Genomic DNA, 25,098 nt, shown 5'->3' on the forward strand with positions numbered 1-25,098 from the left:
AGTGAATCGAGTTGCATTTGTACTCTCATAGTGTGATCAAGCATTCAAAATACTTTCTACTAACAGGATTTTAGTGTAGATTCTGATCCCAATTTTTAAATACCATCCGAGCGGCATAATCAATGTTAAAACTGTCAGACCTATGTAAAGGCTATGTAGACGGGGGAGAATTTCACCCTGTATTACAAGGGGCAGAATTAACATTACAGCAAGGTGACCAAGTCGCTCTGATGGGAGAAAGTGGTTCGGGTAAAAGTACTTTGCTGAACTTAATTGCCGGACTGGATACTGCAGACTCTGGTGAAGTTCAGTTTCCAAATTTTGCCATGCATGATGCGCCAGAGCATTTGAGAACCCTTTATCGCCGCAACAATATTGGTAATATCTTCCAACAGTTCAACCTGCTTCCTACGCTCAATATTGCCGACAATATTCGTTTTTGTCGTCAGTTAAAAGGTTTGCCAGAAGATAAAGAGTTGTGGCGTCAAATTCTTTCTGCTCTGGATTTAATGCCTCTGCTAGGGCGCTACCCGGAAGAAGCATCTGGTGGTCAGCAACAACGTGCTGCTATTGCTCGTGCACTCTATATGGAACCTAAAATCCTACTCGCTGATGAGCCAACTGGTAGCCTAGACGAGCGAAACGCAGAAGCGGTAATGCGCTTATTGACGAGTCTCGCTCGCCAACTGGAATGCACTTTATTGTTGGTGACACACAGTGAAAAAGTGGCGGCCCATATGGAAGGTAAGATTCGACTTCAAGGAGGGCAACTGCATGTTATGGCCCGTAGTTAAGGCACTACTCGGTCATTACCGTCGTTACCCACTACAAATTATTCTTGTCTGGCTAGGGTTAACCTTAGGCGTGTCCCTTCTTGTTGGTGTTACTTCTATCAATCAGCATGCAAAACAAAGTTATGCGACAGGAGAAAAGCTTTTCTCCAATCCTTTGCCATACCGAATCCGAACTAAACACTCTGCCAATAAAATCCCTCAAGGTTTCTATATCCAGTTGCGTCGAGCTGGGTTTAACCAATGTGCGCCGTTTGACGTGCTACATCTAGATGCTAAAACCGATATGAGCTTGATGCTGGTGGGGATTGATCCTGTCGCGATGATTCCATTGCAGCAAGGCAAATCTTTGGGTGAGATGCCCGTTCTATCATTAATGAAACCTCCTTATCCCATTCTAGTCAGTCAAGATTTGGCCGCTTACATGAGTTGGCAGGATGGGGACTTTATTGAGATGAATGACGGAAGTCGTCTCGGACCGATTCAAGTCGATAAAAACAAAATGCTCTCAGGGACTCGGCTGGTTACCGACATCTCATTACTGCGTATGCTCAAGCGGAGCTCAGGTTTGTCTGCGATTTCTTGTGGTGAAATGCCAGAGGAAAAACTAATAGCACTGAAAAACATGCTTCCCAATGGTATGACGCTCGTTAGGAATACGCGCACGGAGCTTGAGTCGTTAACTAATGCATTCCACATGAATCTCACTGCGATGGGGATGCTGTCATTTTTGGTCGGGTTGTTTATTTTTTATCAAGCGATGTCTTTGTCATTTATTCAGCGACAACGTTTGGTGGGTATTTTGAGACAGACGGGGGTCAACGGAACGCAGTTGGCTCAAGCATTGTTGTTAGAGTTGTCGTTGCTCGTCTTTATTGCGTGGGCGTGTGGTAACTTTTTTGGTTTGATCTTGGCAAATGAGCTGATCCCTGCAGTCTCATCGAGCCTGAGCGATTTGTACGATGCCAACGTAGGCTTAACAATAGGATGGTCTTGGCAGTCCAGCTTATATAGTCTGATCATGGCAGCGATGGGCGCATTACTATCGTGTTTGTGGCCATTGATTCGTTTGTTGAAGTCACAGCCAATTCGTCTATCTTCTCGACTGTCATTAATGCGATTTGCAGGGCGTGAGTTCTCTTGGCAGGCTCTTGCTGCGTGTGCGTTTTGTGTCGCGGCAATCGCAGTGTATCAAGCACCGAAAACACAAGAAACTGGCTTTGCCATTATTGCGCTGATGTTGGTTAGTGTGGCCTTGTTCATGCCATTTATTATGTGGCATATGTTCCAGAGCTTTTCTTACACCATGCGTTGGGTACGTGTACGTTGGTTTTTTGCCGATGCAGCTGCGAGCATGAGTTATCGCGGTGTGGCAACAATGGCGTTTATGTTGGCACTGGCGGCAAATATCGGCGTAGAAACGATGGTAGGCAGCTTTAGGGATACAACCGATAAATGGCTCAGCCAGCGATTAGCAGCGGATATTTATATCTATCCGACAAATAACTCAGCAGCTCGGATGAGTGCGTGGCTGCAAAACCAACCAGAAGTCAACTCGGTTTGGTGGCGTTGGGAAAAAGATATGCCAACCGAACATGGTGCTTTGCAAGTGGTGAGTACAGGCTCTTCTGAAGGTGAGCTAGATGCACTGACGGTAAAACTAGGTGTCCCGAATTACTGGTATCAACTGCACGCGACCAAGAGCTTGATGGTGAGTGAATCGATGGCCTTGAAGTTGGATATTCGCCCAGGAGACTTCATTAACTTGCAGGAACCACTGGGTGGAGACTGGCAAGTTGTTGGTGTTTATTACGATTATGGAAACCCGTATAACCAGGTGATGATGTCGCACCGGAATTGGCTGTATGCATTTGCAGGGACGGGCAATGTTGGCCTTGGTGTAGTGTTAAAAGATAGCGTTAATGGGGAGGGGCTGAAAAATCGCTTAGAAAATGTATTCCGCCTCCCGCAAGACCGTGTGTTTGATAATGGTAATATTTATAGTCAGGCAATGAGGGTATTTGATCATACCTTCGCTATTGCAGGAACCTTGGGCAACATCACGCTGATTATTGCTGTGTTTGGCTTATTCTTCGCGACATTGGCGGGCGAGTTGTCGCGGCAGCGGCACTTCTCTTTGCTGAGATGTATGGGGGTATCCGGAAAGGAACTTGTCGCATTGGGTGGTTTGCAGTTGTTTGTCTTCGGGGCCATTTCCGCAATTATTGCGGTGCCACTTGGTCTGGCACTTGCACACTTGATCGTTGATATTATCATTAAGCAATCATTCGGCTGGTCTCTGGAGCTTCAAACGATCCCTTGGGAATATGCTCAAACTATTGCTTGGGCGATGCTTGCCATCATGATTGCTGGCGCATTGCCAGTTATTAGAATGATTAAGAGTACGCCAATGAAGTCATTAAGGGATGCGTTGTAATGAAAAAAGTGGGCTCTAAAAAACGCTTGTTAGTTTCAACGATCATTGTTATTACGTTTGCCTTTTTGACCGGTGCTGCTTTTTACTCAACTTTTTGGTTGGAAGCGACAGCGACACAAGAAAGCGAGCTTAATTCTATTCTAACGCGTGAAAATCAAACGATTTTCGAACCTGTATTACCTGACGAGCATGTCTCTTTACCGTCAGATTTTCGCTTTCATCCCGAGTACCAACATGAATGGTGGCACTACTTTGCGAAACTGAAAGATGAACAAGGGAAAATATACAATGTTCAATGGAGTTACTTCAGGGTCGCGACGGACGAGCGAGAAACCAGCGGATGGCAAAACCCTCAACTGTATATTTCACATGTTGTCGTTAGCCATGGTTCGCACGTCTGGAAAGAGCAACGTGTAGCGAGAGGCGGGATAGGCCAAGCTGGCATGACTAATCGTCCTTTCAGGTTATGGATTGATAATTGGACGTGGCGTTCACTTGGTGCAACGCCTTTCCCTGGTAACTTGAATGTGACTACCGATACGTTTGGTTTAGATCTCAATACTATGACAAATGGCCCCTTTGTCGTGAATGGAGACAAAGGTTTTCAGGTTAAACATGCGTTGCAATCTGTTGCCTCTTTCAGTTTTAGTGCGCCATTTTTAAAGGTGAAAGGGAGTTTGAACATTAATGGCAAACGCTTCTCTGTTGCTGGCTCTGCTTGGGCTCAGAAAGAGTGGGGCAGTGGCTTAATTGGTGAAGGGCAACAGGGTTGGGATTGGTTTGTATTCAATTTAGATGATGGTCGAGCACTGACTGTCAGCCGCTATCGCCACCATGGACAAACACCGCACGTGTTTGGCACCTTGTCCACACGCTCAGGTAAAGTCATCAATCTCTCAGATGATGATATCAGTATTAAACCAATGCAAGTGACCAGTTTATCAAATGGAAGAAGGCTGCCTTTGCAGTGGATTATTAATATTCCAAAGCATCAAATTAACTTGACCACTCGTATTATCAAATCAGATATGTGGCTTCCTTTTGTTATACCGTATTGGGAAGGTCCTACCTTAGCTTCTGGCTCCAACGAGGCTTGGGGCTTTATGCAGCTCACCGGTTATTAAATTCTGATAAAAACCACCCCAATGGGTGGTTTTTTAGTGGATGAAACTTCCTGAATTTTTCTCAAAAGTATGGGGTTATCATGACAGTACATGCCATGTTATGCTGATTTTCTCATAATCTTGATAAACATTTGGCGCGATAACAACAAGTACGCGCTGTGATCAAAATTGAGTGTTATGTTGGAAAATACGATGTATAGTAAACTTCATATCGGAAAAATCGAAGTTTATACTCTGAAGAAGCGATTATTCTAAAGTTTTCGACCGCTATACACTCTTATCACTCTTTGTTAATCGTTTATTAAGATAATAAATATAAGGACGAAACCATGAACGATGTCATTCGTGACTTTTTCAAAATGGAATCAGCTGGTGGTATTCTTCTCGTGATTGCCGCGGCAATTGCGATGACCATTGCTAACTCACCGCTGGGCGAAACGTATCAATCTGTACTGCATACTTATGTATTTGGTATGTCAGTTTCTCACTGGATTAATGACGGCCTAATGGCTGTTTTCTTCTTACTCATTGGCCTTGAAGTTAAGCGAGAGCTACTTGAAGGTGCGTTAAAATCAAAAGAAACCGCAATTTTCCCTGCGATTGCAGCGGTTGGCGGTATGTTAGCTCCTGCTCTTATTTACGTAGCCTTTAATGCCAACGATCCTGAGGCGATTTCTGGTTGGGCAATTCCAGCGGCGACAGATATCGCTTTTGCTTTAGGTATCATGGCGTTATTAGGTAAGCGTGTACCAGTAAGCCTAAAAGTGTTCTTGCTAGCGCTTGCTATCATCGATGATTTGGGTGTGGTTGTTATTATCGCGCTATTTTACACTGGTGACCTGTCGACCATGGCGTTGCTTGTTGGCTTCATCATGACTGGTGTCCTATTCATGTTGAATGCGAAGGAAGTAACAAAACTTACGCCATACATGATCGTCGGTGCGATCTTATGGTTTGCGGTGCTTAAATCTGGTGTTCACGCAACATTGGCAGGTGTAGTGATTGGTTTTGCTATCCCACTAAAGGGAAAGCAGGGCGAACATTCTCCACTTAAACATATGGAGCACGCGCTTCACCCATACGTGGCATTTGGTATTCTGCCTCTATTCGCATTTGCCAATGCGGGGATTTCGTTAGAAGGCGTATCGATGTCAGGTCTAACTTCAATGCTGCCACTCGGTATTGCTTTGGGTCTACTGGTTGGTAAGCCTCTAGGTATCTTTACCTTTAGCTGGGCAGCGGTAAAAATAGGCGTTGCTAAGTTACCTGAAGGCGTTAACTTCAAGCATATCTTTGCGGTATCTGTGTTGTGTGGTATTGGCTTTACAATGTCTATCTTCATTTCCTCTTTAGCGTTCGGAAATGTAAGTCCTGAATTTGATACCTATGCTCGACTCGGTATCTTAATGGGTTCGACGACAGCAGCATTACTTGGCTATGCCTTACTGCACTTTTCTTTGCCTAAGAAAGCGCAAGCGTAAGATAAAAATGCGCTATTTTGTAAAGCCTCCCAATCGGGAGGCTTTTTTATACCCATAGTTCAGTACATCAGCGACTTAATAGCGACACTTTCGTATTGAGCGGATATCTAGACCATGGAGATGAACGGAATCATCGAAAAAGGTAGGTTGGTAGATCTGCGGGCGAAAAAAAGCCCAGCCGAAAATTTGACTGGGCGGATACAAACATAGGAGTTAATAAGAAAAAAGCAGCAACGTAACAATTAGATGGAAACAAGTTTGACGGCCAGTGAAACTTAAAATGCCCTAGTTGTTACATTTATTCAGACCGAGCCTTTTCCAAACAGTTCCATTTTTTTTCAAAAAAAAATTCGATTTAATTCTTTCTGCCCGCTTGTATCGTAAAGAAGTAAGAGAAGAGGCGAACAGCGTAACCAACTTAATGGCGGTTTGAAACTCGATAGCCCTCTTTTCTATAGTAGCTATAAACTTAAATTGCATTTCAAACCCGCACCTCCTGCTCCGACCGCCCAACGACATTGCTAGCGTTTCAAATACGATGGTTTGCGAAACTTGGTCATTTTCTTCAGGCGAGCATCATTTGCTTATTAGACTTAAATTCAAAAGATTAGATCACACCTTCTAAGTTCTGGTCAGACCAATTGGTGAAAGTGTGATGTTAATCATTTGTTAATCTAAGGTTTCAGGAGTATATTTTCAAACAGTTGTTTAATACGAGTGATTAAAATGGCCCCGAGAACATCAACAAAAGAAAAAATACTCGATGTCGCAGAAGGACTCTTTGCTGAACATGGTTTTAATGATACTTCGCTAAGAACGATAACAGGTAAAGCGAACGTCAACTTAGCATCGGTAAATTATCACTTTGGCGATAAAAAAACGCTAGTTAGAGCGGTTTTAGATAGATACCTAGAAGCGCTCATGCCGAGCATTAAAACCTCACTAATTGAGTTAAATACGCGTGATAGCTACGACATGGACGACGTCTTTGAGTCATTGCGTTTACCTTTGCGTACATTAAATGATGTGCGCCCCAATGGTACTGCATTATTCATGTTGTTAATTGGCCGTGGTTACACAGACGTACAAGGTCATCTGCGTTGGTTCATCACCACTCGATATGAAGAGGTACTTAACCTCTTCACCTTCTCGATAATGAAGGCAAACCCGGAACTATGTGAGGAGCAGCTGTTTTGGCGACTGCACTTCACGCTAGGTACCTGCGTATTTACGATGGCTTCAAGCCAGGCTCTTTCGGAGCTTGCTGAAAGTAAATTTGAAAAGGAAGTCGATGTGAAATCTGTCGTCGATTTACTGATTCCTTATTTGTCAGCAGGAATGTCAGCGAAGCAGTTGGCACAAGACAAATAAGAAAGTTAAACCAATAATAAAATTATGCCCAGAGCGGTTACGTGAACAAAAGGATCTGAACTATGAGCTCTCTACGAAGAAAATGGATTAGTGACCCAGCTTTTAAAGTGTTCAAAAAAGTATTGCCACCTCTCTCTAGCACCGAGAAAGAGGCGATGGAAGCGGGTAGTGTGTGGTGGGATGCCGAACTATTTTCAGGCAAGCCTAACTTCACTACATTGCACCATTATCCAACGCCGACACTGACAGCAGAAGAGCAGTCATTTATGGATAATGAGCTTGAAACCCTGCTAGAAATGCTTGATGACCAGAAGATTGTCAAAGAAGACAGGGATTTACCGCCTGAAGTATGGGAGTACTTACGTAAAGAGCGATTTTTCTCACTGATCATTTCAAAAGCGTATGGTGGTCGTGAATTTTCCGCTTTAGCGAACTCAACCATTGTTTCTCGTATTGCGACTCGAAGTATCAGTACCGCGGTATCGGTAATGGTACCGAACTCTCTTGGTCCAGGTGAGCTTTTATCGCACTATGGCACGCAAGAGCAAAAAGATTACTGGTTGCCTCGTTTAGCTGATGGTACCGACATTCCTTGTTTTGCATTAACAGGGCCCGAAGCGGGATCTGACGCCGGTGGTATACCAGATCAAGGCGTAGTTTGTTATGGCACTCACGAAGGCAAGGAAGTGCTTGGCGTGCGAGTTAGCTGGAATAAACGCTACATCACACTTGCGCCAGTGGCGACAGTGCTCGGATTAGCATTTAAGCTACAGGATCCAGAAGGGCTACTTGGTGATAAGAAAGAGGTTGGAATCACATGTGCGCTGATCCCCGCTGACCATGAAGGTGTCGAGATAGGCGAGCGCCATGATCCTCTGGGTTCTGCATTTATGAATGGTCCGACTCGTGGTGAAGATGTCTTCATCCCTATGGACTGGTTGATCGGTGGCGCTGATTACGCAGGTAAAGGTTGGCGTATGCTGGTTGAGTGTCTTTCTGCTGGTCGTGGTATCTCTCTCCCAGCGCTTGGCACAGCGATTGGTCATCTTACTACACGTACAACCGGTGCTTATGCTTACGTGCGTAAACAGTTTGGTATGTCGATCGGTAAGTTTGAAGGTGTCGCAGAAGCAATGGGGCGCATTGGTGGTCTTACTTACCTACTAGAAGCGACACGTACGCTGACGACGACTTCTCTCGATATGAAAGAAAAACCTGGGATCGTAACCGCGATTGCCAAGTACCACATGACGGAAATCGCGCGTACTATTCTAAATGATTCGTTTGATATTCATGCAGGTCGTGCGATTCAAGATGGCCCAATGAACTATCTTGCTAAACATTATCTCGGTATTCCAGTTGCTATCACTGTTGAAGGCGCGAATATTCTGACTCGTAACCTGATGATTTTTGGTCAAGGTGCGACTCGTTGTCACCCATATGTACTAAAAGAAATGGAAGCTGCTGCGAATCCAGATTCTGAACAAGGGGCGAAAGAATTTGACAACTTGCTCTTTAAACACATCAAACATGCGGTAGGCAATACATTTGGTGCATTTGGCGCGGCGCTAACTGGTTCTCGGTTTGTAAAAGCGCACATGAGTGGCCCAACACAGCAGTACTATAAAGAAATCACAAGATTAAGCCGAGCGCTTGCCGTTAGTGCTGACTTCGCGATGTTAACACTAGGCGGTGATTTGAAGCGTAAAGAAATGATTTCCGCACGTCTGGGTGATGGCTTAAGCTATCTATATATGGCGTCTGCCGCACTGAAAAAGTATGAAGATGAAGGACGTCAACAAGGCGATCTAGATTTTGTCCACTACGCCGTTCAACATTGTTTGTATAACGCATCTAAGTCATTAAATGAGGCTTATACCAACTTCCCTGTGAAATACGTTGGCGGTGTGCTGAAAGGGTTATTGTTCCCACTTGGCAATCATTTCAATAAGCCAAGCGATGAACTGTGTGTGAATCTGGCGGAAGCGATGATGACGCCAGGAGCACAACGTGATCGACTCACGCATCTTTGCTACATCGGAAAATCCGACGACGACAGCGTAGGCTTAATGGAGAATGCCTTCCTCGCAATGTACGAAATCAAACCATTAGAGCGTAAGCTTATGAAGGCGGCGAAGGATGGGAAAGTGGCTCGTAAAGGTCTGCTACACGACCGTCTGCAGCAAGCATTTGAAGCTGGCGTGCTAACTGAGCAAGAAATTGACCAAATCATGGCGGCAGACAAATTGCGTTACAAGGCGATTCAAGTTGACCACTTTAGTCATGACTTTTCTGAAGTACGAACCGATTGCCCAAAAAAGTCGCATTTGAACCCGGCGGCATAGTAAACCGTTAATACTACGAAAAGCACCTCAATGAGGTGCTTTTTTGTGTTCTTGCTGAGTGGATGTTGGGATAGTGCTCCAACCACTTGCCTTTTCAGAGCATTTTTACAGAAATTAGATGCGAAATCCCGACGAAACTTTTATCCTAACAAGGTTTTTTAAAGGAAGTTGAATATGATCATCAAACCTAGAATTCGTGGATTTATCTGTACTACAACGCACCCTGTTGGTTGTGAAGCTAACGTAAAAGAACAAATTGCGTACACTAAAGCGCAAGGCCCAATCAAAAACGCACCTAAGCGCGTTCTTGTTGTCGGTGCATCAAGTGGCTACGGTCTATCTTCTCGTATCGCTGCGGCATTTGGTGGCGGTGCATCAACTATCGGTGTTTTCTTCGAAAAAGAAGGTACGGAGAAGAAACCAGGTACGGCAGGTTTCTACAATGCAGCTGCTTTTGAAAAGCTAGCGCGTGAAGAAGGCCTGTACGCAAAAAGCCTAAACGGCGACGCTTTCTCAAATGAAGCGAAACAGAAAACTATCGAACTGATCAAAGAAGATTTAGGTCAGATCGATATGGTGGTTTACTCACTGGCTTCCCCAGTACGTAAAATGCCAGAAACTGGCGAGCTAGTTCGTTCAGCGCTTAAGCCTATCGGTGAAACTTACACATCAACTGCTGTTGATACCAACAAAGATGTGATCATCGAAGCAAGTGTCGAGCCTGCAACAGAAGAAGAAATCAAAGACACAGTAACCGTTATGGGCGGTGAAGACTGGGAGCTTTGGATCAATGCACTGTCTGATGCTGGTGTTCTTGCTGAAGGCTGTAAGACAGTCGCGTACAGCTACATTGGTACTGAGCTAACTTGGCCAATCTACTGGGATGGCGCACTAGGTAAAGCGAAAATGGACCTAGATCGTGCGGCGAAAGCGCTAAACGACAAGTTAGTAGCGACAGGCGGCAGTGCAAATGTTGCTGTACTTAAATCTGTTGTAACTCAGGCAAGTTCCGCAATTCCTGTTATGCCACTGTACATTGCAATGGTATTCAAGAAAATGCGCGAAGAAGGCGTACACGAAGGCTGTATGGAACAAATCTATCGTATGTTCAGCCAACGTCTGTACAAAGAAGATGGTAGCGCAGCAGAAGTGGATGAGATGAACCGTCTACGTCTGGATGACTGGGAACTTCGTGACGACATTCAGCGGCACTGTCGTGAGCTATGGCCTCAAATTACGACTGAGAACCTAAAAGAACTGACTGACTACGTAGAGTACAAAGAAGAGTTCTTGAAACTATTTGGTTTCGGTGTTGAAGGCGTAGATTACGAAGCGGATGTAAATCCAGCGGTTGAAGCTGATTTTATCCAAATCTAATCGAATGACTGATTAGACAACCGATATACAAAAGGCGCTCATTGAGCGCCTTTTTTGCTTTCATCAGTCAAAGTTATTAACTTAATATTATCAGGATCGTACCGGCTAACGTCATCAGAATATTGGCAATCGCATAGGTACCCGCATAGCCAAGAGCTGGGATAGTGGATTTAGCGTAGTCGTTGACGACATCCATAGCTGGGGCACAAGTTCGGGCACCAATAATGGCACCGAAGAGCAGGGCACGGTTCATCTTGAGTATGTGTGCGCCCACTAAATAGGCCAGTACTACAGGCACAACACTAACAATGAATGCTAAACCAATCACTTTTGGACCAACTTGAGTCAAGTGCTCGAACATCTTTCCGCCTGCACTTAGACCTATTCCCACCATAAAGAACATCAAACCCAAATCTTTGACCATATTCAGCGCCCCCTGCGGGACATAGCCGAAAGTAGGGTGATTTGCTCGTAAGAAACCAAGTGTAATACCAGATAACAAAAGACCTACCGCGTTACCCAAGCTGAACGAAACCTGGCCGAATGTCATCGTGATGAGGCCAAACAGAATACCCAAAATAAAGAAGCTGCAAAAAGCGAGTAAATCGGCCATTTGACTGTGGATCGAGATGAAACCGATTTTTTCCGCGAGTCCATGTACTCGGCTTTTCTCGCCGCTTACCTGAAGGACGTCACCTTTAGCGAGAACAATGTCTAAATCCATCGGCATTTCTATTTGCGCACGTACCACGCGGTTTAAGAAACAGCCAAACTCAGATAAGTTTAAATCCGATAAACGCTTGCCTGCGATAGCGTCACTTTTTACGACAATTTCTTCTTCAACGATGCGCAAATCAAGCAAGTTACGATCAAATACTTCTTTACCGTTGCGGAAGCTAGGATCCAAGCGAGCATGGCTATCAGGGAAGCCAACCAGTGCAATTTCATCACCTTCTTGCAAAATAGCATCACCATCTGGATGGGCGAGAATACCGTTACGGCGGATTCGCTCAATGTAACAGCCAGTTTGACGATAAATGCCCAGTTCACGCAAGTTCTTGCCGTCAGTCCAGTCAATCAATTCTGGGCCGACTCGGTAAGCACGAATAATCGGTAAGTACACTTTTCTTTGGCTTGAATTTCCAAGGCCACGTTCTTGAGCAATTTGCTGCGCAGAATCAGACAGATTCTGCTTTTGTAGTTTTGGCAACAGCTTCGCGAACATGATCATGCTTATTAGGCCGACCAGATAAGCCATCGCGTAACCTACGGATAGATTTTCTAATACCAAAGAAAAATCCATATTGCGCGGTATAGTCGCAAGGCCAGAGTTAAGAGCGTCTTGTGCACCAACCAGTACAGGTGTTGCTGTCAACGCGCCAGCCATCATACCGGCTGACAAGCCAAAATCGAGGCCGAAATAGTGGCTCAAGCCATACGTTAAGCTGACTGCGGACACGAGAACGGTCATACTTAAAATAAAGTAATGCTTACCATCTCTGAAGAATATGCCAAAAAAGTTTGGTCCAGCTTCAATGCCGACGCAATAGATAAACAGCATAAAGCCAATGGTTAATGCTTCTGCATTGAATGAGAAGCCAAGGTGACCCATTACCAACGAGGTAATAAGAACGCCTATGGAGTTGCCTAGTTGTAATTTGCCAAATCGGATTTTTCCGATGGCAAGGCCAATGGCTAATACGACGAAGATTAGAAGGATAGGGTTTTGCTCAAGAAGGTATACGACGTCTATGTTCACTGTGTGGCTCGGTAAAGTGTGTGCCAAAAAGATTAAGAATTGCGAATTGTAACTAAATATAGCAAAAAGATAAGTGAATTTTTTTAGGTTTTACCATTAGTTGACGTAAGGTAATAACCAACTGAAAAATAATAAAAAAGCCGCATGAAGCGGCTTTCTTAAAAACTGTCTTTATTACTCGTCAAATAGACCTAGGTGCTCTTTCGCGTATGCTTCGAACTCGTCGCAGCCACCGATGTGCTCTTGGTCGATAAAGATTTGAGGAACAGTTTCAACTGGTTTACCAACTGTTTTCTCAAGATCTGCTTTAGAAATGCCTTCAGCATGGATATCAACGTAACGGTAGTTGAAGTCGTCACGCTTCGCTTTTAGCGTTTCTGCGTGTTCTTTTGCACGAACACAGAAAGGACATGCAGGGCGACCAAAGATAACAACGAACATAATCTTATTTCTCCTAAATCTATTCTTTTTTGAAAGCGTACAAAACATAGCGGCTGAGTGCGCTCTCTTTTGTTGCAGTAACTATGCCCGATCCAGATACGGAAATAAAGCGGCAATTACCTCTTGGTTCTATAGGTGAAATCTATCGAATAAAAACTAAACGCGCTCCCTTATTCTATGGCTCTAAAGTATGTGAAGTGACGCATAAAAAACATACATTTTAAGGGGTTAATGATGGCAAGGTGGAATTGGTCAATTTTTTTTATTCAAAAACATAGCAATCTAATCTGGCTATACGCAAATGACTTCAACTCTTACATAAGTGTTAAATCAGAGGGCAAGAGGTTATTTGGGTATATTATTTTGGGAGGATGTGTATGTTTCAGTTTATGACTGCAACAAGGATTATATTTGGTGAAGGTGCACTTCAGTCTTCATTATCCGTTATCAACCAATTTGGCTACAGTGTTTTGCTGGTAACCGGGAAGGATACCCAACGAGCCACGCCCATCATTAACTACCTTAAAGCTCAAAATATGCGTTACCAACACGTAGCAATCAATGGCGAACCTTATATCACAATGGTAGAAGAGACCGCGGTACTCGGTAGAAAATTCCAGCCTGATATGGTGATTGCTATTGGCGGTGGCAGTGTCATCGATATGGGTAAAGCCCTAGCCGCTATTATTCCTAATCAAGGCAATGTTTACGATTACGTCGAAGTGGTAGGAAGAAACGTACCATTAAAGGCAAAACCTCTTCATTTTATTGCAATTCCTACGACAGCAAGCACGGGCTCAGAGGTGACTCGAAATGCGGTGTTGAAGTCTGGACAAGATAAAGTGAAAGTGAGTCTTCGAAGCCCTGATATGCTGGCAGACGTTGCCATTGTGGATCCGACGCTCACTTATGGAACCGATCAATACACATCCGGGCGTGGCGCGATGGATGCGTTCACTCATTTGATGGAAGCGTATGTGTGTGGTGAGCCAAACCCTCTTACAGATATGGTGTGCGAAGAGGGACTTCGTCGTTTAAGCCGTTCAGTGATTGCTGCTTGTAAGCAAGATAATCATAAGGCTCGGTCGGATTTATCGTTCGCTGCGTTGCTCGGTGGCATGGCCATTACTAATGCCAAATTAGGTGCTGCGCATGGGCTTGCGTCGGCGTTAGGAGGTAAGTTAGATGCTCCCCACAGCGTGATCACGGCGCGTCTTGCACCGCACGTGATGCAGGAAAATATTAACGCCGCGAAGCTCGCTGGTAGGAATGATGTGATAAATCGTTATCGTAAACTTGCCCAACTGGTTACCGATCGTGCGAACGCGAATGAGCACGATGGGGTTCTTTGGGTAAATATGGTGTTAGATAAGTTAGCGTTGCCGTTACTTGGCCAATTCGGAGTATGCCAAACTTCTTTTGAACAAGTGGCGAACGATGCGCTTAAGTCGATGGCGATCAAAGGCAACCCGCTACCCCTTAATCAGGAACGTTTGATATACATATTGCAGCAAGTCTGTGATTGCAGTGGAGAGTGTGTGGCAGAGAGCACACAACACGTGAGCTCTGTAGAAGTGCTTGAATCAAGAACGGACTTATCGAGTGTGAACGACTTGGGTTGATGTATTGATCTAAAGCACATTGAAAAAAGGGGAGCGTAGAGCTCCCCTTTATTAAACTTTCACTAAACAGCAGGACTTAGTACTGACTTAGCTTGTCATAGCGACTGTCTTTCAACGCATCTTTTACGCGTTTTAGGTTCTCACGGAAACCTGTACCACGGCGAAGTGTGAAGCCAGTTGCAAGTACATCAATCACCGTCATCTGTACAACTCGACTCGCCATTGGCATATAGACGTCGGTATCTTCAGGAATATCAAGCGTAATAGCGAGTGAACTTGCCTTTTCTAGCGGTGAGTCCTTTGCTGTAATCGCAATGACCGTCGCGCCGTTTTCACGAGCAAGGTTTGCTATTTCGACCTGACTCTTCGTTCGACCTGTGTGAGAAATAAGAACCACAACATCATTATCACTGCAGTTAATACAACTCATGCGCTGCATGACAATGTCTTCAAAACAAGTAATTGGAATGTTAAAGCGAATAAACTTGTTTTGTGCGTCTCGGGCTACAGAAGATGAAGCACCAAGGCCAAAGAATGAAATGCGCTTCGCTTGCGTTAGCAAATCGACCGCACGGTTCACTTGCATTGGATCTAGGCTGTTTTTCGCGACATCTAAACACGCCATGGTCGATTCAAAAATCTTATGGGTGTACGCGTCTGGGCCATCGTCTTCTTCCACGTTACGGTTAACGTAAGGGGTACCGTTGGCTAGGCTCTGTGCCAAGTGAAGCTTAAAATCTGGAAAGCCCTTGGTGTCCAGACGACGACAGAAGCGGTTTACAGTGGGCTCACTAACATCAGCCATTTTAGCCAACGTTGCAATGCTTGAATGAATTGCAGTTTGTGGAGACGCCATAATTACTTCCGCAACTTTGCGCTCTGACTTACTGAAATTCTCCAGGTTTTTTTGAATTTTTTCTAATGTATTCATAGTGTTCACGAGGGTATAGAGAACAACTCGCTGGCTCTGTTAACGAAAGGAAACACGAAGATTCCAGAGTAGAGTGGGGCGTTAACGAAAACAACCAGCGCCATAGAATCAGTATAAACCTGATCTTCAATCAGTCTAAACCAATAACGGATACTATTTAGTGAGAATTTGACAGGCCTCAAACAAAATGTTGTAAAAACTACAGAATTGGATGTGTAATCGATGTTTTGTTGCGCCAGTCGCACGAGAATGATGCTTGAGTTACATCAAAACGAAAAAAAATTTCAAATTGATGTAACTCTTTCGGGCCATTAAGACGATTGGATATTAGTGACCACCTGCTGAATTCTTTCCATCAAATTTGGTGCTTGCTTGGCGATTTCACGCTGTTCATCAAGCACCGAACTCAAAATCTCTTTGGTCGTCAGCGGATTAGCCAAAACCACTCGGAACACAATCGTGTTCATGCGCTGCCATTGGTCTGGGTTCAGTCTTGTACGTGAAACAAACGATTTGCCCGTTTCGCGCTGACGCTTTTGAATAAACTGTGTTAATTCATTAATCAGTTCATTCAGTTGTTCTTTTTGTGAACCTTCCGCTTTTGCTAATGCCTCACGGATGAATGGCGGCAAGTAGCGGTATGTGAGCAGACAAAGCTCTGGTTCAGAAACCAACTCGAAATCATCTTGCTGCTTGATTAAATCCGCAAAGTAGCGAGCTTTTTCAATGCTTTGGTCTATCAGCAGCTCATAGCCAGGGCGGCTGATGATGTGCATTGCGGCATAGACCAACATTGCCATGCCTGAACGAGAGCCTTCTAATGTATGACTGCCTAGGTCTTTTGAGCCTTTACGCAAGATATATTGAGCGTGATGCTCTATGGATTTCATTGCGTCAGGGTCTTTGAACAGAACCATACCAGCGCCCATCGGGATGTAGAGTTGCTTGTGCGCATCAATGGTTACTGAGTCTGCCATTTCCACACCGTTAAGAAGGTGACGGTGGTGATTAGACATAAGTGTTGCGCCACCCCATGCGGCATCCACATGGAAATGACAACCGTGAGCTTGGCAGACTTCTGCGATTTCAGGTAGCGGGTCGACATTACCAGTCTCTGTTGTACCAGCTACACCAATAACAGCAATAGGCTTGATGTTTTGTTTCTCTAGTTCAACAATTTTCGCTTTAAGGTCGTCGACAATAATACGGTTGTTGGCATCTGTTTTAACCGCAACCAAGCCATCTTGACCTATACCTAGTACATCGGCTGCTTTCTTAAGGGAGTAGTGACCACGCTCAGACACCAATACCGCTAAGCCATCGTAGCCATAATGCTTCATGGCTTTAAATAGGCCTTCTTTCTCAACGCCTTTAAATGAACCATTGGCTCTTAAAGCCTTGTTACGTGCTACCCAAAGTGCAGTGATATTGGCAATGGTACCGCCGGAGCAAAATGCGCCCAATGAGTGGTTTGCGCTATGCATCCACTGATCGTAAAACGTATCGCTCTGACCATAGATCAAGCGATGTAGCATGCCCAAAACTTGACGTTCAAGCGGGGTAAAGGCTTTAGAAGTCTCTATCTTTACCAGGTTTTGGTTTAAGGCGATCATGATCTTTGACAGTGGCATCAAGAAATAAGGCAGCGCCGATGTCATATGACCAATGAAGCTTGGTGAAGAAGTGTGAACGGAGTGCGACACCAAAGTGTCGAGTAAGTGTTCTGTATGATCTGACACGAACTCTGGCTGCTCAGGAATCTGAGCAGAAGAAAAGTCTTTTTCGATTTCGCGTAAAGGCTTTTCTTCTGCCACGATGTGTTCACGAAGAAATTGATTTAGATTTCGCGAGAGGCTCTCGTCAATTTTGGTTAACGTTGAGTCAGGACCTTCTGGGACAGTGAAGATCTTTAGCAAGCTCTCAAAGCTAACGTCAGCGGTTTTTTGTTCCTTAACCATAGCAAAGAATCTTTGTAGTTATTTTGGTAATGCGAGCGGCACAATCTAAACTAAAACGGGCGCAAAGTCCCGTTTTAATTGTTGAAACCCATGTTGCTGAAATGAAAATTTTAGGTGAGGGCTACAATCTTCGCATTAAAAAATCGTTGATTTTAATGTGTTAAAACACTCGGCGTTTTCGAGCATCCTCAACGATTAATTAATCACACTTCTGCTTTTCAATCTTCTCTATTGACTGATTGTACTTATTAAGCGCGGTATCAATTTGTTGTGGATGGCTAAGCAGGTCGGCGAATGCTGAACGGAGTTCGTAGTTTTTTGGATGGTTAGTCGATTGACGGTCACTAAACGTTTGTTTTGCGACTTCACCTAACTTATCACTTCGGCTTGCTAGCTGCTTAACGTCGTGTTGTTCCAATTTTAGCCATGCTTCGATTGGCTGTTCTGTTGCAACACGGCTAGGATCGTTCTCTAGAAAATAGTGAACCGCTTCACGGTTTAATTCAAAGTGATGTTTACGGCCGTCCAAGAACCACTGGCTAACTTCTTTTAGATCTGGATACTGGGTAACCGTCAAATCAACAAGATCTTGATACCACTGTAGTGAGGCATCAACATAGCCGTCGTATTTGCTTGCAAGACATTGTTGATCTGCGGCAAACGTAAAAGTTGAGCTTGTAGCGAGGAGCGCTGCAACGACAAAGCGTTTCATTCTTCTTCCTTCTGGTTGTTATCCCTTTATTAACGCAAGGCACATAAGTTGATGTTTCACCCTTCTTTCTCTTTAGTCGTGATAAATCATTGGGCTAATTGATAAAAAGAAAGCGGATTATTGCCAAAATCTTGATCACTTTGACGTTAACTGGGTATTTGAATTTTTGCCGTATTGTAATGGATGTTAAAGCGAAAACCTGAGATCTAGCTAGCAAGTGATACAAAGAAAAGCATCATAACTGGTACCAGTAAACTCAAAATAAACCCACTAACGATGGCAACTGGGACACAACGCACACCACCTGTAGTCTGAATAACAGGTAGGGTAAAGTCCATTGCTGTTGCACCTGCATAACCAATTGCTGTGCACGGATAGCTGCGAATAAAGAGAGGAATGGCTACCAGCGCGACCAGCTCTCTCATCAATTCGATCAGGAAAGATGCTCCCCCAAACACGGGGCCAAAAGCGTCTCCCGTCAAAATTCCTGCGAGTGAATACCAGCCAAAGCCTGAAGCCATCGCGAGGGCTTGATAGAGAGGAAGGTCCAAAAGTATCGCTGCAATAACGCCACCAAGCATACATGTTGCGATCACAACTGCCGCAATGGCCATACCCTGTTTATTTAATAAAATTTGGCGAAGAGTAAGACCACTATTGCGAAGCTGAATACCAATAAAAAATAGGAGCAGGAAGAGTATCCATTCGCTCGCTGTATCCACCCAACTTAAATCGATGGGTAACAGCAGACCAACTACTAGCCCGCCACCAACGACAACAATCAGCTTTACTGATTCTAAAGCCATCGAGGATAGTGGCAGCTTCTTTTGATTCTGATTGGTCTGGAGAGGAATAATCCTATCGATAATAGGCAGCGCTAACAGGTTACAGGTACTTAAACATAAAAAGAAAGTACTCGCATAGAGGAGAATACTCTGTAAGTTGCTACTTAAGTTATCGAGCGCTGCTAGGCTAAGTCCCATCAACGACAAAATGACGTAAATAAGGTAGGACGTTGATTGATTGATCTTCTCCAGTAACGAGGCTCGAGATATAGGAATTAGATACCCCACAACAAGTGGAGCGAAAATAAATAGCATCCCTGAGAACATAAAGCTCTATGATTCCTTTTTTGAGATAATACCAACATACATAAATCAAATTATTTATCGGTTGAAATTAGAGAGATATTTCACCAAATACCAAACGCTGCTCAGCCTTGAGCGAATCGTTTATCGCGAATTAGGTGTGAGAAAACGATAAATTACAAGCCGCTAGCACTTAGCACTGCACGTATTTGGTCATTGAAGTCAGTATCACTCATATTGCTGAGTTCATACAAGACCTCTGCACCTGTTAAGTTGAATTCAACTTCGTGTTCATCAATGCGCTCATCATGATTGCGGAACATCAATAAGTGATGCGCGATTCTTGCAATGTCTAAATAACTTACTTCCGGTCGTGTTTGCTCGTACTTCTCGTTTGAGGAGACCTCTCTAAAGTCATTGTCAAATCCCCAGCGCTCGAGCACCAGTTTGCTTGTTGCTGAACAACGAGTTTGGAAGATTTGCAACGCAATTTCAGGATCTAGGTAATTGCCTCTATCTAAGTACAGGTGGTACTCGTTAATTAGACAAAACAAACCGATATCGGCTAGCAGACCAACCAGCAATGCTTTTTCTTGCTCCAAGTGCCCATAAGTACCTGGCTCGTGTTTACGAAACGCTTGAACTAATATCACCATGACGGCACCGAGTTCTCGGGATACCGCTGCACTTTTCACCAAGATAGCATTACATTCTTTGGTTAAATTTACTGAATGTTTAAGTTGTTCAATCGCTTGTGCGGTAACAATATCACGCACGCGCAGTATACCAAGGCGAGATACCGCGGTGGTTAAGTCATTGCAGGTAATGTTTCTGCGATTGAAAATTACAGAGTTTGCTACTCGCAGAACGACCGCCGCCAAGCCGGGGTCTTCTAACAAACAGTTAGCAACATCTGAAATAGTGGTGTGTTCTTCGACACATAACTGCTGAATTTTAAGCACGACATCAGGAATAGGGGGTAATGAAATCTTACCCGTTGAGATGGACTGTTCTACCAGCTGAGCAAACTCGGATTCCAGTGCGTTTATAAGCTTATCTTTATTATTTGGCAGCCAAAAAAATGATAAATGTTCCATTGTGACGCTGTACTTGAGATCTTTCGTACAGTGTACCCTTACAGCGTATTCTTTATCAATTAAATGCGTATCACGTGCTCGTAATTGCCAGCGAGATCATAATGATGGCGTGTTTTGGGCATGCCGTGCGTCAAAAAAATATCACCACATGAATAATAAGTGTGAAACTAATCACGTATGCCGAATATATACTTTTTTATATGTGACCTATGTCCTAACTTATTTTTCAACGTTAAGTATGATTAAGCAAGTTGGTGAGCACAACTCACAAAAATATCGCCAACAAATCGACATTTATAATTCGCTATAAGCTGCTGTTTATCTGGTGACATCGCTAATCGGGGTAATTTATTCAGATTAAAGAGGTCAATGGACATGACAGACCAAGCTTTTTTTAAATATGTACGCAACTTTAGTGAGTATCAAAAACGTTCTATGTTCGGTGGTATCGGTTTATTCACCGATGATGCTATGTTTGCGCTTGTCAGCAATGATTGCTGCTACTTACGTGGTGGTAATGGATTGGACGAAGTGTTTACTCAACTGAATTGCGAAAAATATAAGCACGTCAAAAAACAGACGACGGCAACCGTAAATTATTATGACGTAACAGATTTATTTGAATCCGGATATGCAGGGCTCGATGAACTGGTACAAAAATCAATTGAATACTCAATTAAGGAACGAAAATATCAAAAGTCTTCTGCCAGTAGACGTTTGAGAGATCTGCCAAATATGCAGTTAACTCTTGAGCGAATGGTCAAGAAAGCAGGTGTTGATGACGTAGAAACCTTTTTAGAACTTGGACCTGTAAAAGTCTTCAACAAAGTTAAAGTGGCTTATGGCAATGACGTTGATGTTAAGTTGCTTTGGAAATTCGCTGGTGCAACTGACGGCGTTCATTGGAAACTGATTCAAGAGCCGCGTAAAAAGCAGTTACTGGCGCTGTGTGAGTAAGCAAGCTGAACGCACGATGATTGACTCGTTTTGATGGAGTTAGCGGGTCGTAAAGGCAAGTGTTGAAAGCGGAAAAAGGACATTGAAGTTTTTGACCACTTCATTGAGTTAGTCATTAGATTAGACAAAAAGCCGAGGCATGGGCCTCGGCTTTTGTTTTTTAATTTGCTCTTTTCTTAAAGCACAAATCTTAAAACTTAAAACGCGTGGTGAACATTACCTGATCACCATAAAAGTCGTTGATACGCGCTTCAGCACCTAGAGAGAAAAGCTCAGTTGAGTGGAAACGAGCGTATGCTGCACCGGTCCAGTCGTCATCGTTATCAATAGAAACGTAGCCGACTTTGCCGCCTACTTCTAATTGAGGACCTAACCATTGACGAACACCTAAGTTCAGTTCCATACCTACGTCAGTGCTGCTATCGCTTGAAGGTTGTACAACGCGCATTAGCATTTCACCTGTAAGGTCAGCCCAGTTGTTTAGTGGCGAATGAAAGCCAAAACCAGCGGCTGAGTCAAAGTCACTTTCAAACTCAGAGTCGATACGAGCAATAACATGTGCGTTAGGGTGAATTGATTTGCTGAATCCAGCACCAAATGTCACAGGACTTGCGCCAATACGCGCTTCGAAATAGTCGTAGCTAAAGTTGCTCATAGTTGCTGGCGCATTGCGGTCGTTTGCGGCTAGGGCATGGCTTGATGCCACTAGTAAGGCAGCGGCTAATAGTGTTTTACGCATAACTAACGATAAACCTTGTTCATTATTTCCATGGATTCAAGTAACCACTTGAACCGTAATCTGATTTGTCCGACATCATAATAAAAAGGAAGGTCCACGACCAACAAAAATGTGTCGATGTTTTGTCAATTAACTTAATAGTTAGTTGGTTTAAGCAAAAACTACGCCATATACATAACGTCTAAGAGCATCAATCGGATAAATAGTGATGCTTTTCCATACTCGCGCTATTGCGCGAAATAACGTGGATCAGCTGGCTTTGGTGACATTCAAGCTAGAGCCACGCATATTACTCGCCGAAGCTTGCTCTGCGTTCAGCCATGGCATTGAGGATCGCCTCAGAATCAAGGACTTGAGTCCAAGATAATAAGTTATCATCATTTGCAATCATAAAAGCAGTAAGCTGAGACACGATTGCTTTTCTCAATTCTTCACCTCTCCATGGTTTGGCAATGTAATAGTCCAGACTTGCGTTATTGACGGCCTCAACGGTGTCTTCTAAGCCGGCTTGTCCTGTAAGTAAGACTTTGCGGGCCGCTTTTGTGTCACCATTTTGACTGAGTTCGATTAAGAAGCTAATCCCAGTTTGCTCCGGCATAATGTGGTCGCATAAAATGAGCGCAAGCTGAACTTCCTCTTCCGCCATCTCCTCGATCACTTGCCTTGCTTCAGTGACTGATTCCGCTCCTTCGACAATAAAATGTTCCTCAAAGGGAGCGAGATCCTGGAGCACGCTATCCAAGACTTCTCGTTCGTCATCGACACATAAAATTAAATACTTGGTCATATTTCATCTCCTTTTTCGATGACTGGTAACCAGACTGTCATTCGTGTGAACTTGTCGAGCTCTGATTCGACGTCAATCCATCCCTTATGTGCTGTCACGATTTGCTGGCAGATGGACAGCCCAATGCCTAAACCAAAGTTGCCTTCTTTTTTCGTCGTGAAGTTGAGCTCGAAAATGGCTTCTCTTTGCGATTCAGGAATGCCACACCCATTATCTTCAAACGAGATAACGGCGTAATGTGTATGATCTTTTTCTGCAAGACGTGTTTGTATTTTTAAAACGCCTTTTTCCGGAAATGCATCAATGGCGTTAGAGACCAAATTCGTCCATACCTGTTGGAGTGCGATTGGTTGACAAAGGATAGGAGGTAAATCCGCGTAATTAGTGGAAACCTGATGCATTTTTAGTTTGTTTTCGAAGATCACCAAGGTGTCTTCAATACCTTCATGAATATCAGCATAGTGCTGGGTCTCATCATCTGAGCGTGCGTAACCTTTAAGGCTTTTCACCATATCTGCAATTCGCGCAGCACAGACGTTAATCGAGCGAAGAGTGGAACCTGCTTTGTGGTATTGCTCAAGAGTATCGAGAACATGAGAAGACACTTGCTGTTTTTTCGTTAGTTGAGTGAGTAACTCGTGATCTGACTCTAGCCCAAGGTTCACCACTTTCTTAGCCAGTGTTCGGTCTGGAAGGGCATGATTAAGTGCTTTAACGCGTGATCTGAGCTCTGCGGTTGATGCGGGTTTTGCGGTTTGAGCTTTGCTCAACAACTCAATGCCTTTGGTTTGTATATCGGAACTGGGTACTTCGTTAAGTAATCGTGCAAGCGTATGCGTTAAATTCTCTACGCCCCTCAATATCGCTGCTATCGGATTATTTAGTTCATGCGCTACGCCCGCAACCAACTGGCCGAGCATCGCCATTTTTTCTCTTTCAATGAGTTGCTGGTGGGCAGACTCCAGCGATTCGAGCGTTTTTTGAAGTTGCAACTTGGTGTTGATGCTTCTTTGTAATCGGCGGTTGAAGTGGCGTAAGAGCAAGTTTGTAAAAAGAGGCAGCAAGTTTGAGTCGCTTTGCATCACTTTATTGAATACGTTGCGATCGAGTTTGATGACCTTTGTCTTTGTCAGCGTTAGGGCTGTCGAGAAAGAACATTCCCCAGTAACAAACGACATGCCTCCGACAATATTACCTTTGTTATGGCGTACAACCTCTCGCTGCATGCCTTGCTCATCGCGCTTGTACAGAGCCACTTCACCATCGGTGATAAACCACAAGAAGCTATTTGGCTCGCCTTCTACGGTTAATAAGTGTTCAGTTGAATAGGTGCGGCACGCTCTTGTTTCGTCATTATCTTTGAAAAATTGCTGGAGAGCGGAGATCACTTGCTCGGCTAACTCAGCATCAGACATCGAGTGGTAGTCGTGTAAAAAGCCCGCTTGATAATGGCTCATCTGATTATTGATGTGCGCTCGCAACAAGCTGTGATGATCCAATATCTGACTGTAACTTAGCAGGTCTTCTTTGCCATTTCGCAATATAAATTGGGTCAGCTCTTTTTGCACTGTGTTAAATAAGACGTGATCTGGCAAAGGTTTAGTGAGGCAGTGGTCGAGCCTGCCCTCATTAACGGCAGTGAGAATTGCCTCTATATCAGACGAGCAGCTAATAAGAATTTTTCTTGCTTGCTCGGTATGCGGCATCCGGTCTAAACCAATAAGAAAATCCACGCCATTAAAATGAGCGTGATGGCTCGCTATAACTAAAGCAACAGTCTGCTCTCTTTCTTCCAGATACTCTAAAGCGCTTTGAGCCTCTTCTATCGATTCGACAGAAAAAATATCAAACTTACTTGAGAAGGCAGACAGCTCCAATCGAAACTGTTCAGCACTGATTGGGTTGTTGTCGAGACACAACACAGCATAACGATTCACAGATGTTTTAGCTCCGGTTAAAACTTCGCCACGCAAACTTTAACAATAAAAGGACATGATGAGTGGGAGCCAAGTATGATTCCTGATTAATGGACTAGAATAAGCATCAATAGTCTGATTTGTCTCAATGTTTTCTCCGCAGAA

Annotated in this window: 19 protein-coding genes; 9 read left to right on the forward strand and 10 right to left on the reverse strand. The window is 44.0% G+C overall.

Translation table 11 applies throughout. From position 1 onward, the window contains the following. Nucleotides 1-122 precede the first annotated feature (122 nt). From NL645_RS07655 to fabV, 7 genes are all read left to right on the forward strand, one after another. Complete coding sequence (locus tag NL645_RS07655; protein WP_005393230.1) at nucleotides 123-794, forward strand: ABC transporter ATP-binding protein; 672 nt, start codon at nucleotides 123-125, stop codon at nucleotides 792-794. After that, nucleotides 775-3,228, forward strand: coding sequence for an ABC transporter permease (locus tag NL645_RS07660; protein WP_253651512.1), 2,454 nt, complete (start codon nucleotides 775-777; stop codon nucleotides 3,226-3,228). Before NL645_RS07655 ends, NL645_RS07660 begins: the two co-directional genes overlap by 20 nt. Continuing rightward, nucleotides 3,228-4,352 (forward strand): lipocalin-like domain-containing protein, encoded by a 1,125-nt coding sequence (locus NL645_RS07665; RefSeq protein WP_046874817.1) that lies wholly within the window; start codon nucleotides 3,228-3,230, stop codon nucleotides 4,350-4,352. The genes NL645_RS07660 and NL645_RS07665 overlap by 1 nt, the downstream gene beginning before the upstream one ends. Nucleotides 4,353-4,681: 329 nt before the next feature. Continuing rightward, nucleotides 4,682-5,833 (forward strand): Na+/H+ antiporter NhaA, encoded by a 1,152-nt coding sequence (nhaA, locus tag NL645_RS07670; RefSeq protein WP_253651513.1) that lies wholly within the window; start codon nucleotides 4,682-4,684, stop codon nucleotides 5,831-5,833. A 726-nt stretch (nucleotides 5,834-6,559) separates the two neighbouring features. Continuing rightward, nucleotides 6,560-7,204, forward strand: a complete 645-nt coding sequence (locus NL645_RS07675; protein WP_005393225.1) for a TetR/AcrR family transcriptional regulator — start codon at nucleotides 6,560-6,562, stop codon at nucleotides 7,202-7,204. A gap of 62 nt (nucleotides 7,205-7,266) precedes the next feature. After that, on the forward strand, nucleotides 7,267-9,549 hold the full coding sequence (locus NL645_RS07680) for an acyl-CoA dehydrogenase (RefSeq protein ID WP_006742625.1): 2,283 nt from the start codon (nucleotides 7,267-7,269) through the stop codon (nucleotides 9,547-9,549). A 174-nt stretch (nucleotides 9,550-9,723) separates the two neighbouring features. Then, entirely contained in the window at nucleotides 9,724-10,926 is a 1,203-nt protein-coding gene (fabV, locus tag NL645_RS07685) for an enoyl-ACP reductase FabV (RefSeq protein ID WP_124008743.1), read from the forward strand. Nucleotides 10,927-11,002: 76 nt separating this feature from the next. Here fabV and NL645_RS07690 read toward each other — a convergent pair whose 3' ends face one another. After that, on the reverse strand, nucleotides 11,003-12,685 hold the full coding sequence (locus tag NL645_RS07690) for an aspartate:alanine antiporter (protein ID WP_006742623.1): 1,683 nt from the start codon (nucleotides 12,683-12,685) through the stop codon (nucleotides 11,003-11,005). 174 nt (nucleotides 12,686-12,859) lie between these two features. Further along, entirely contained in the window at nucleotides 12,860-13,126 is a 267-nt protein-coding gene (locus NL645_RS07695; RefSeq protein WP_005378026.1) for a GrxA family glutaredoxin, read from the reverse strand. Between the two features lie 377 nt (nucleotides 13,127-13,503). Here NL645_RS07695 and NL645_RS07700 point away from each other — a divergent pair, with 377 nt between their 5' ends. After that, the gene (locus tag NL645_RS07700) at nucleotides 13,504-14,748 is read left to right on the forward strand and encodes an iron-containing alcohol dehydrogenase (RefSeq protein ID WP_065645318.1); all 1,245 of its coding nucleotides are present in this window, start codon (nucleotides 13,504-13,506) and stop codon (nucleotides 14,746-14,748) included. A gap of 76 nt (nucleotides 14,749-14,824) precedes the next feature. Here the strand turns inward: NL645_RS07700 and NL645_RS07705 are convergent, their stop codons facing one another. The 5 genes from NL645_RS07705 to NL645_RS07725 all read right to left on the reverse strand — a co-directional run bounded on the left by NL645_RS07705 (nucleotide 14,825) and on the right by NL645_RS07725 (nucleotide 20,534). Beyond that, entirely contained in the window at nucleotides 14,825-15,679 is an 855-nt protein-coding gene (locus NL645_RS07705) for a MurR/RpiR family transcriptional regulator (RefSeq protein WP_005378021.1), read from the reverse strand. Nucleotides 15,680-15,990: 311 nt separating this feature from the next. After that, a complete protein-coding gene (panP, locus tag NL645_RS07710; protein WP_048626251.1) occupies nucleotides 15,991-17,637 on the reverse strand; it encodes a pyridoxal-dependent aspartate 1-decarboxylase PanP in 1,647 nt (548 codons plus the stop codon). Nucleotides 17,638-17,836: 199 nt separating this feature from the next. Continuing rightward, complete coding sequence (locus NL645_RS07715) at nucleotides 17,837-18,349, reverse strand: hypothetical protein (RefSeq protein ID WP_012841922.1); 513 nt, start codon at nucleotides 18,347-18,349, stop codon at nucleotides 17,837-17,839. Between the two features lie 206 nt (nucleotides 18,350-18,555). Continuing rightward, nucleotides 18,556-19,461, reverse strand: a complete 906-nt coding sequence (locus NL645_RS07720) for a lysine exporter LysO family protein (protein WP_124008744.1) — start codon at nucleotides 19,459-19,461, stop codon at nucleotides 18,556-18,558. Nucleotides 19,462-19,613: 152 nt separating this feature from the next. Next, nucleotides 19,614-20,534 (reverse strand): HDOD domain-containing protein, encoded by a 921-nt coding sequence (locus NL645_RS07725; RefSeq protein ID WP_005393212.1) that lies wholly within the window; start codon nucleotides 20,532-20,534, stop codon nucleotides 19,614-19,616. A gap of 369 nt (nucleotides 20,535-20,903) precedes the next feature. Between NL645_RS07725 and NL645_RS07730 the strand changes: the two genes are divergently transcribed. Next, nucleotides 20,904-21,491, forward strand: coding sequence for a TfoX/Sxy family DNA transformation protein (locus NL645_RS07730; protein ID WP_005393210.1), 588 nt, complete (start codon nucleotides 20,904-20,906; stop codon nucleotides 21,489-21,491). A gap of 190 nt (nucleotides 21,492-21,681) precedes the next feature. Here NL645_RS07730 and NL645_RS07735 read toward each other — a convergent pair whose 3' ends face one another. From NL645_RS07735 to NL645_RS07745, 3 genes are all read right to left on the reverse strand, one after another. Continuing rightward, nucleotides 21,682-22,230 carry a hypothetical protein gene (locus tag NL645_RS07735; RefSeq protein WP_005393208.1) on the reverse strand — a complete coding sequence of 183 codons (549 nt, stop codon included), beginning with the start codon at nucleotides 22,228-22,230 and terminating at the stop codon, nucleotides 21,682-21,684. A gap of 289 nt (nucleotides 22,231-22,519) precedes the next feature. Then, the gene (locus NL645_RS07740; protein ID WP_012841921.1) at nucleotides 22,520-23,017 is read right to left on the reverse strand and encodes a response regulator; all 498 of its coding nucleotides are present in this window, start codon (nucleotides 23,015-23,017) and stop codon (nucleotides 22,520-22,522) included. Then, complete coding sequence (locus tag NL645_RS07745) at nucleotides 23,014-24,954, reverse strand: ATP-binding protein (RefSeq protein WP_124008745.1); 1,941 nt, start codon at nucleotides 24,952-24,954, stop codon at nucleotides 23,014-23,016. Before NL645_RS07745 ends, NL645_RS07740 begins: the two co-directional genes overlap by 4 nt. Nucleotides 24,955-25,098: the final 144 nt, after the last annotated feature.

The sequence above is a fragment of the Vibrio sp. Y51_MX_L26 genome (genome assembly GCF_024181935.1).
Classification (GTDB): domain Bacteria; phylum Pseudomonadota; class Gammaproteobacteria; order Enterobacterales; family Vibrionaceae; genus Vibrio; species Vibrio diabolicus.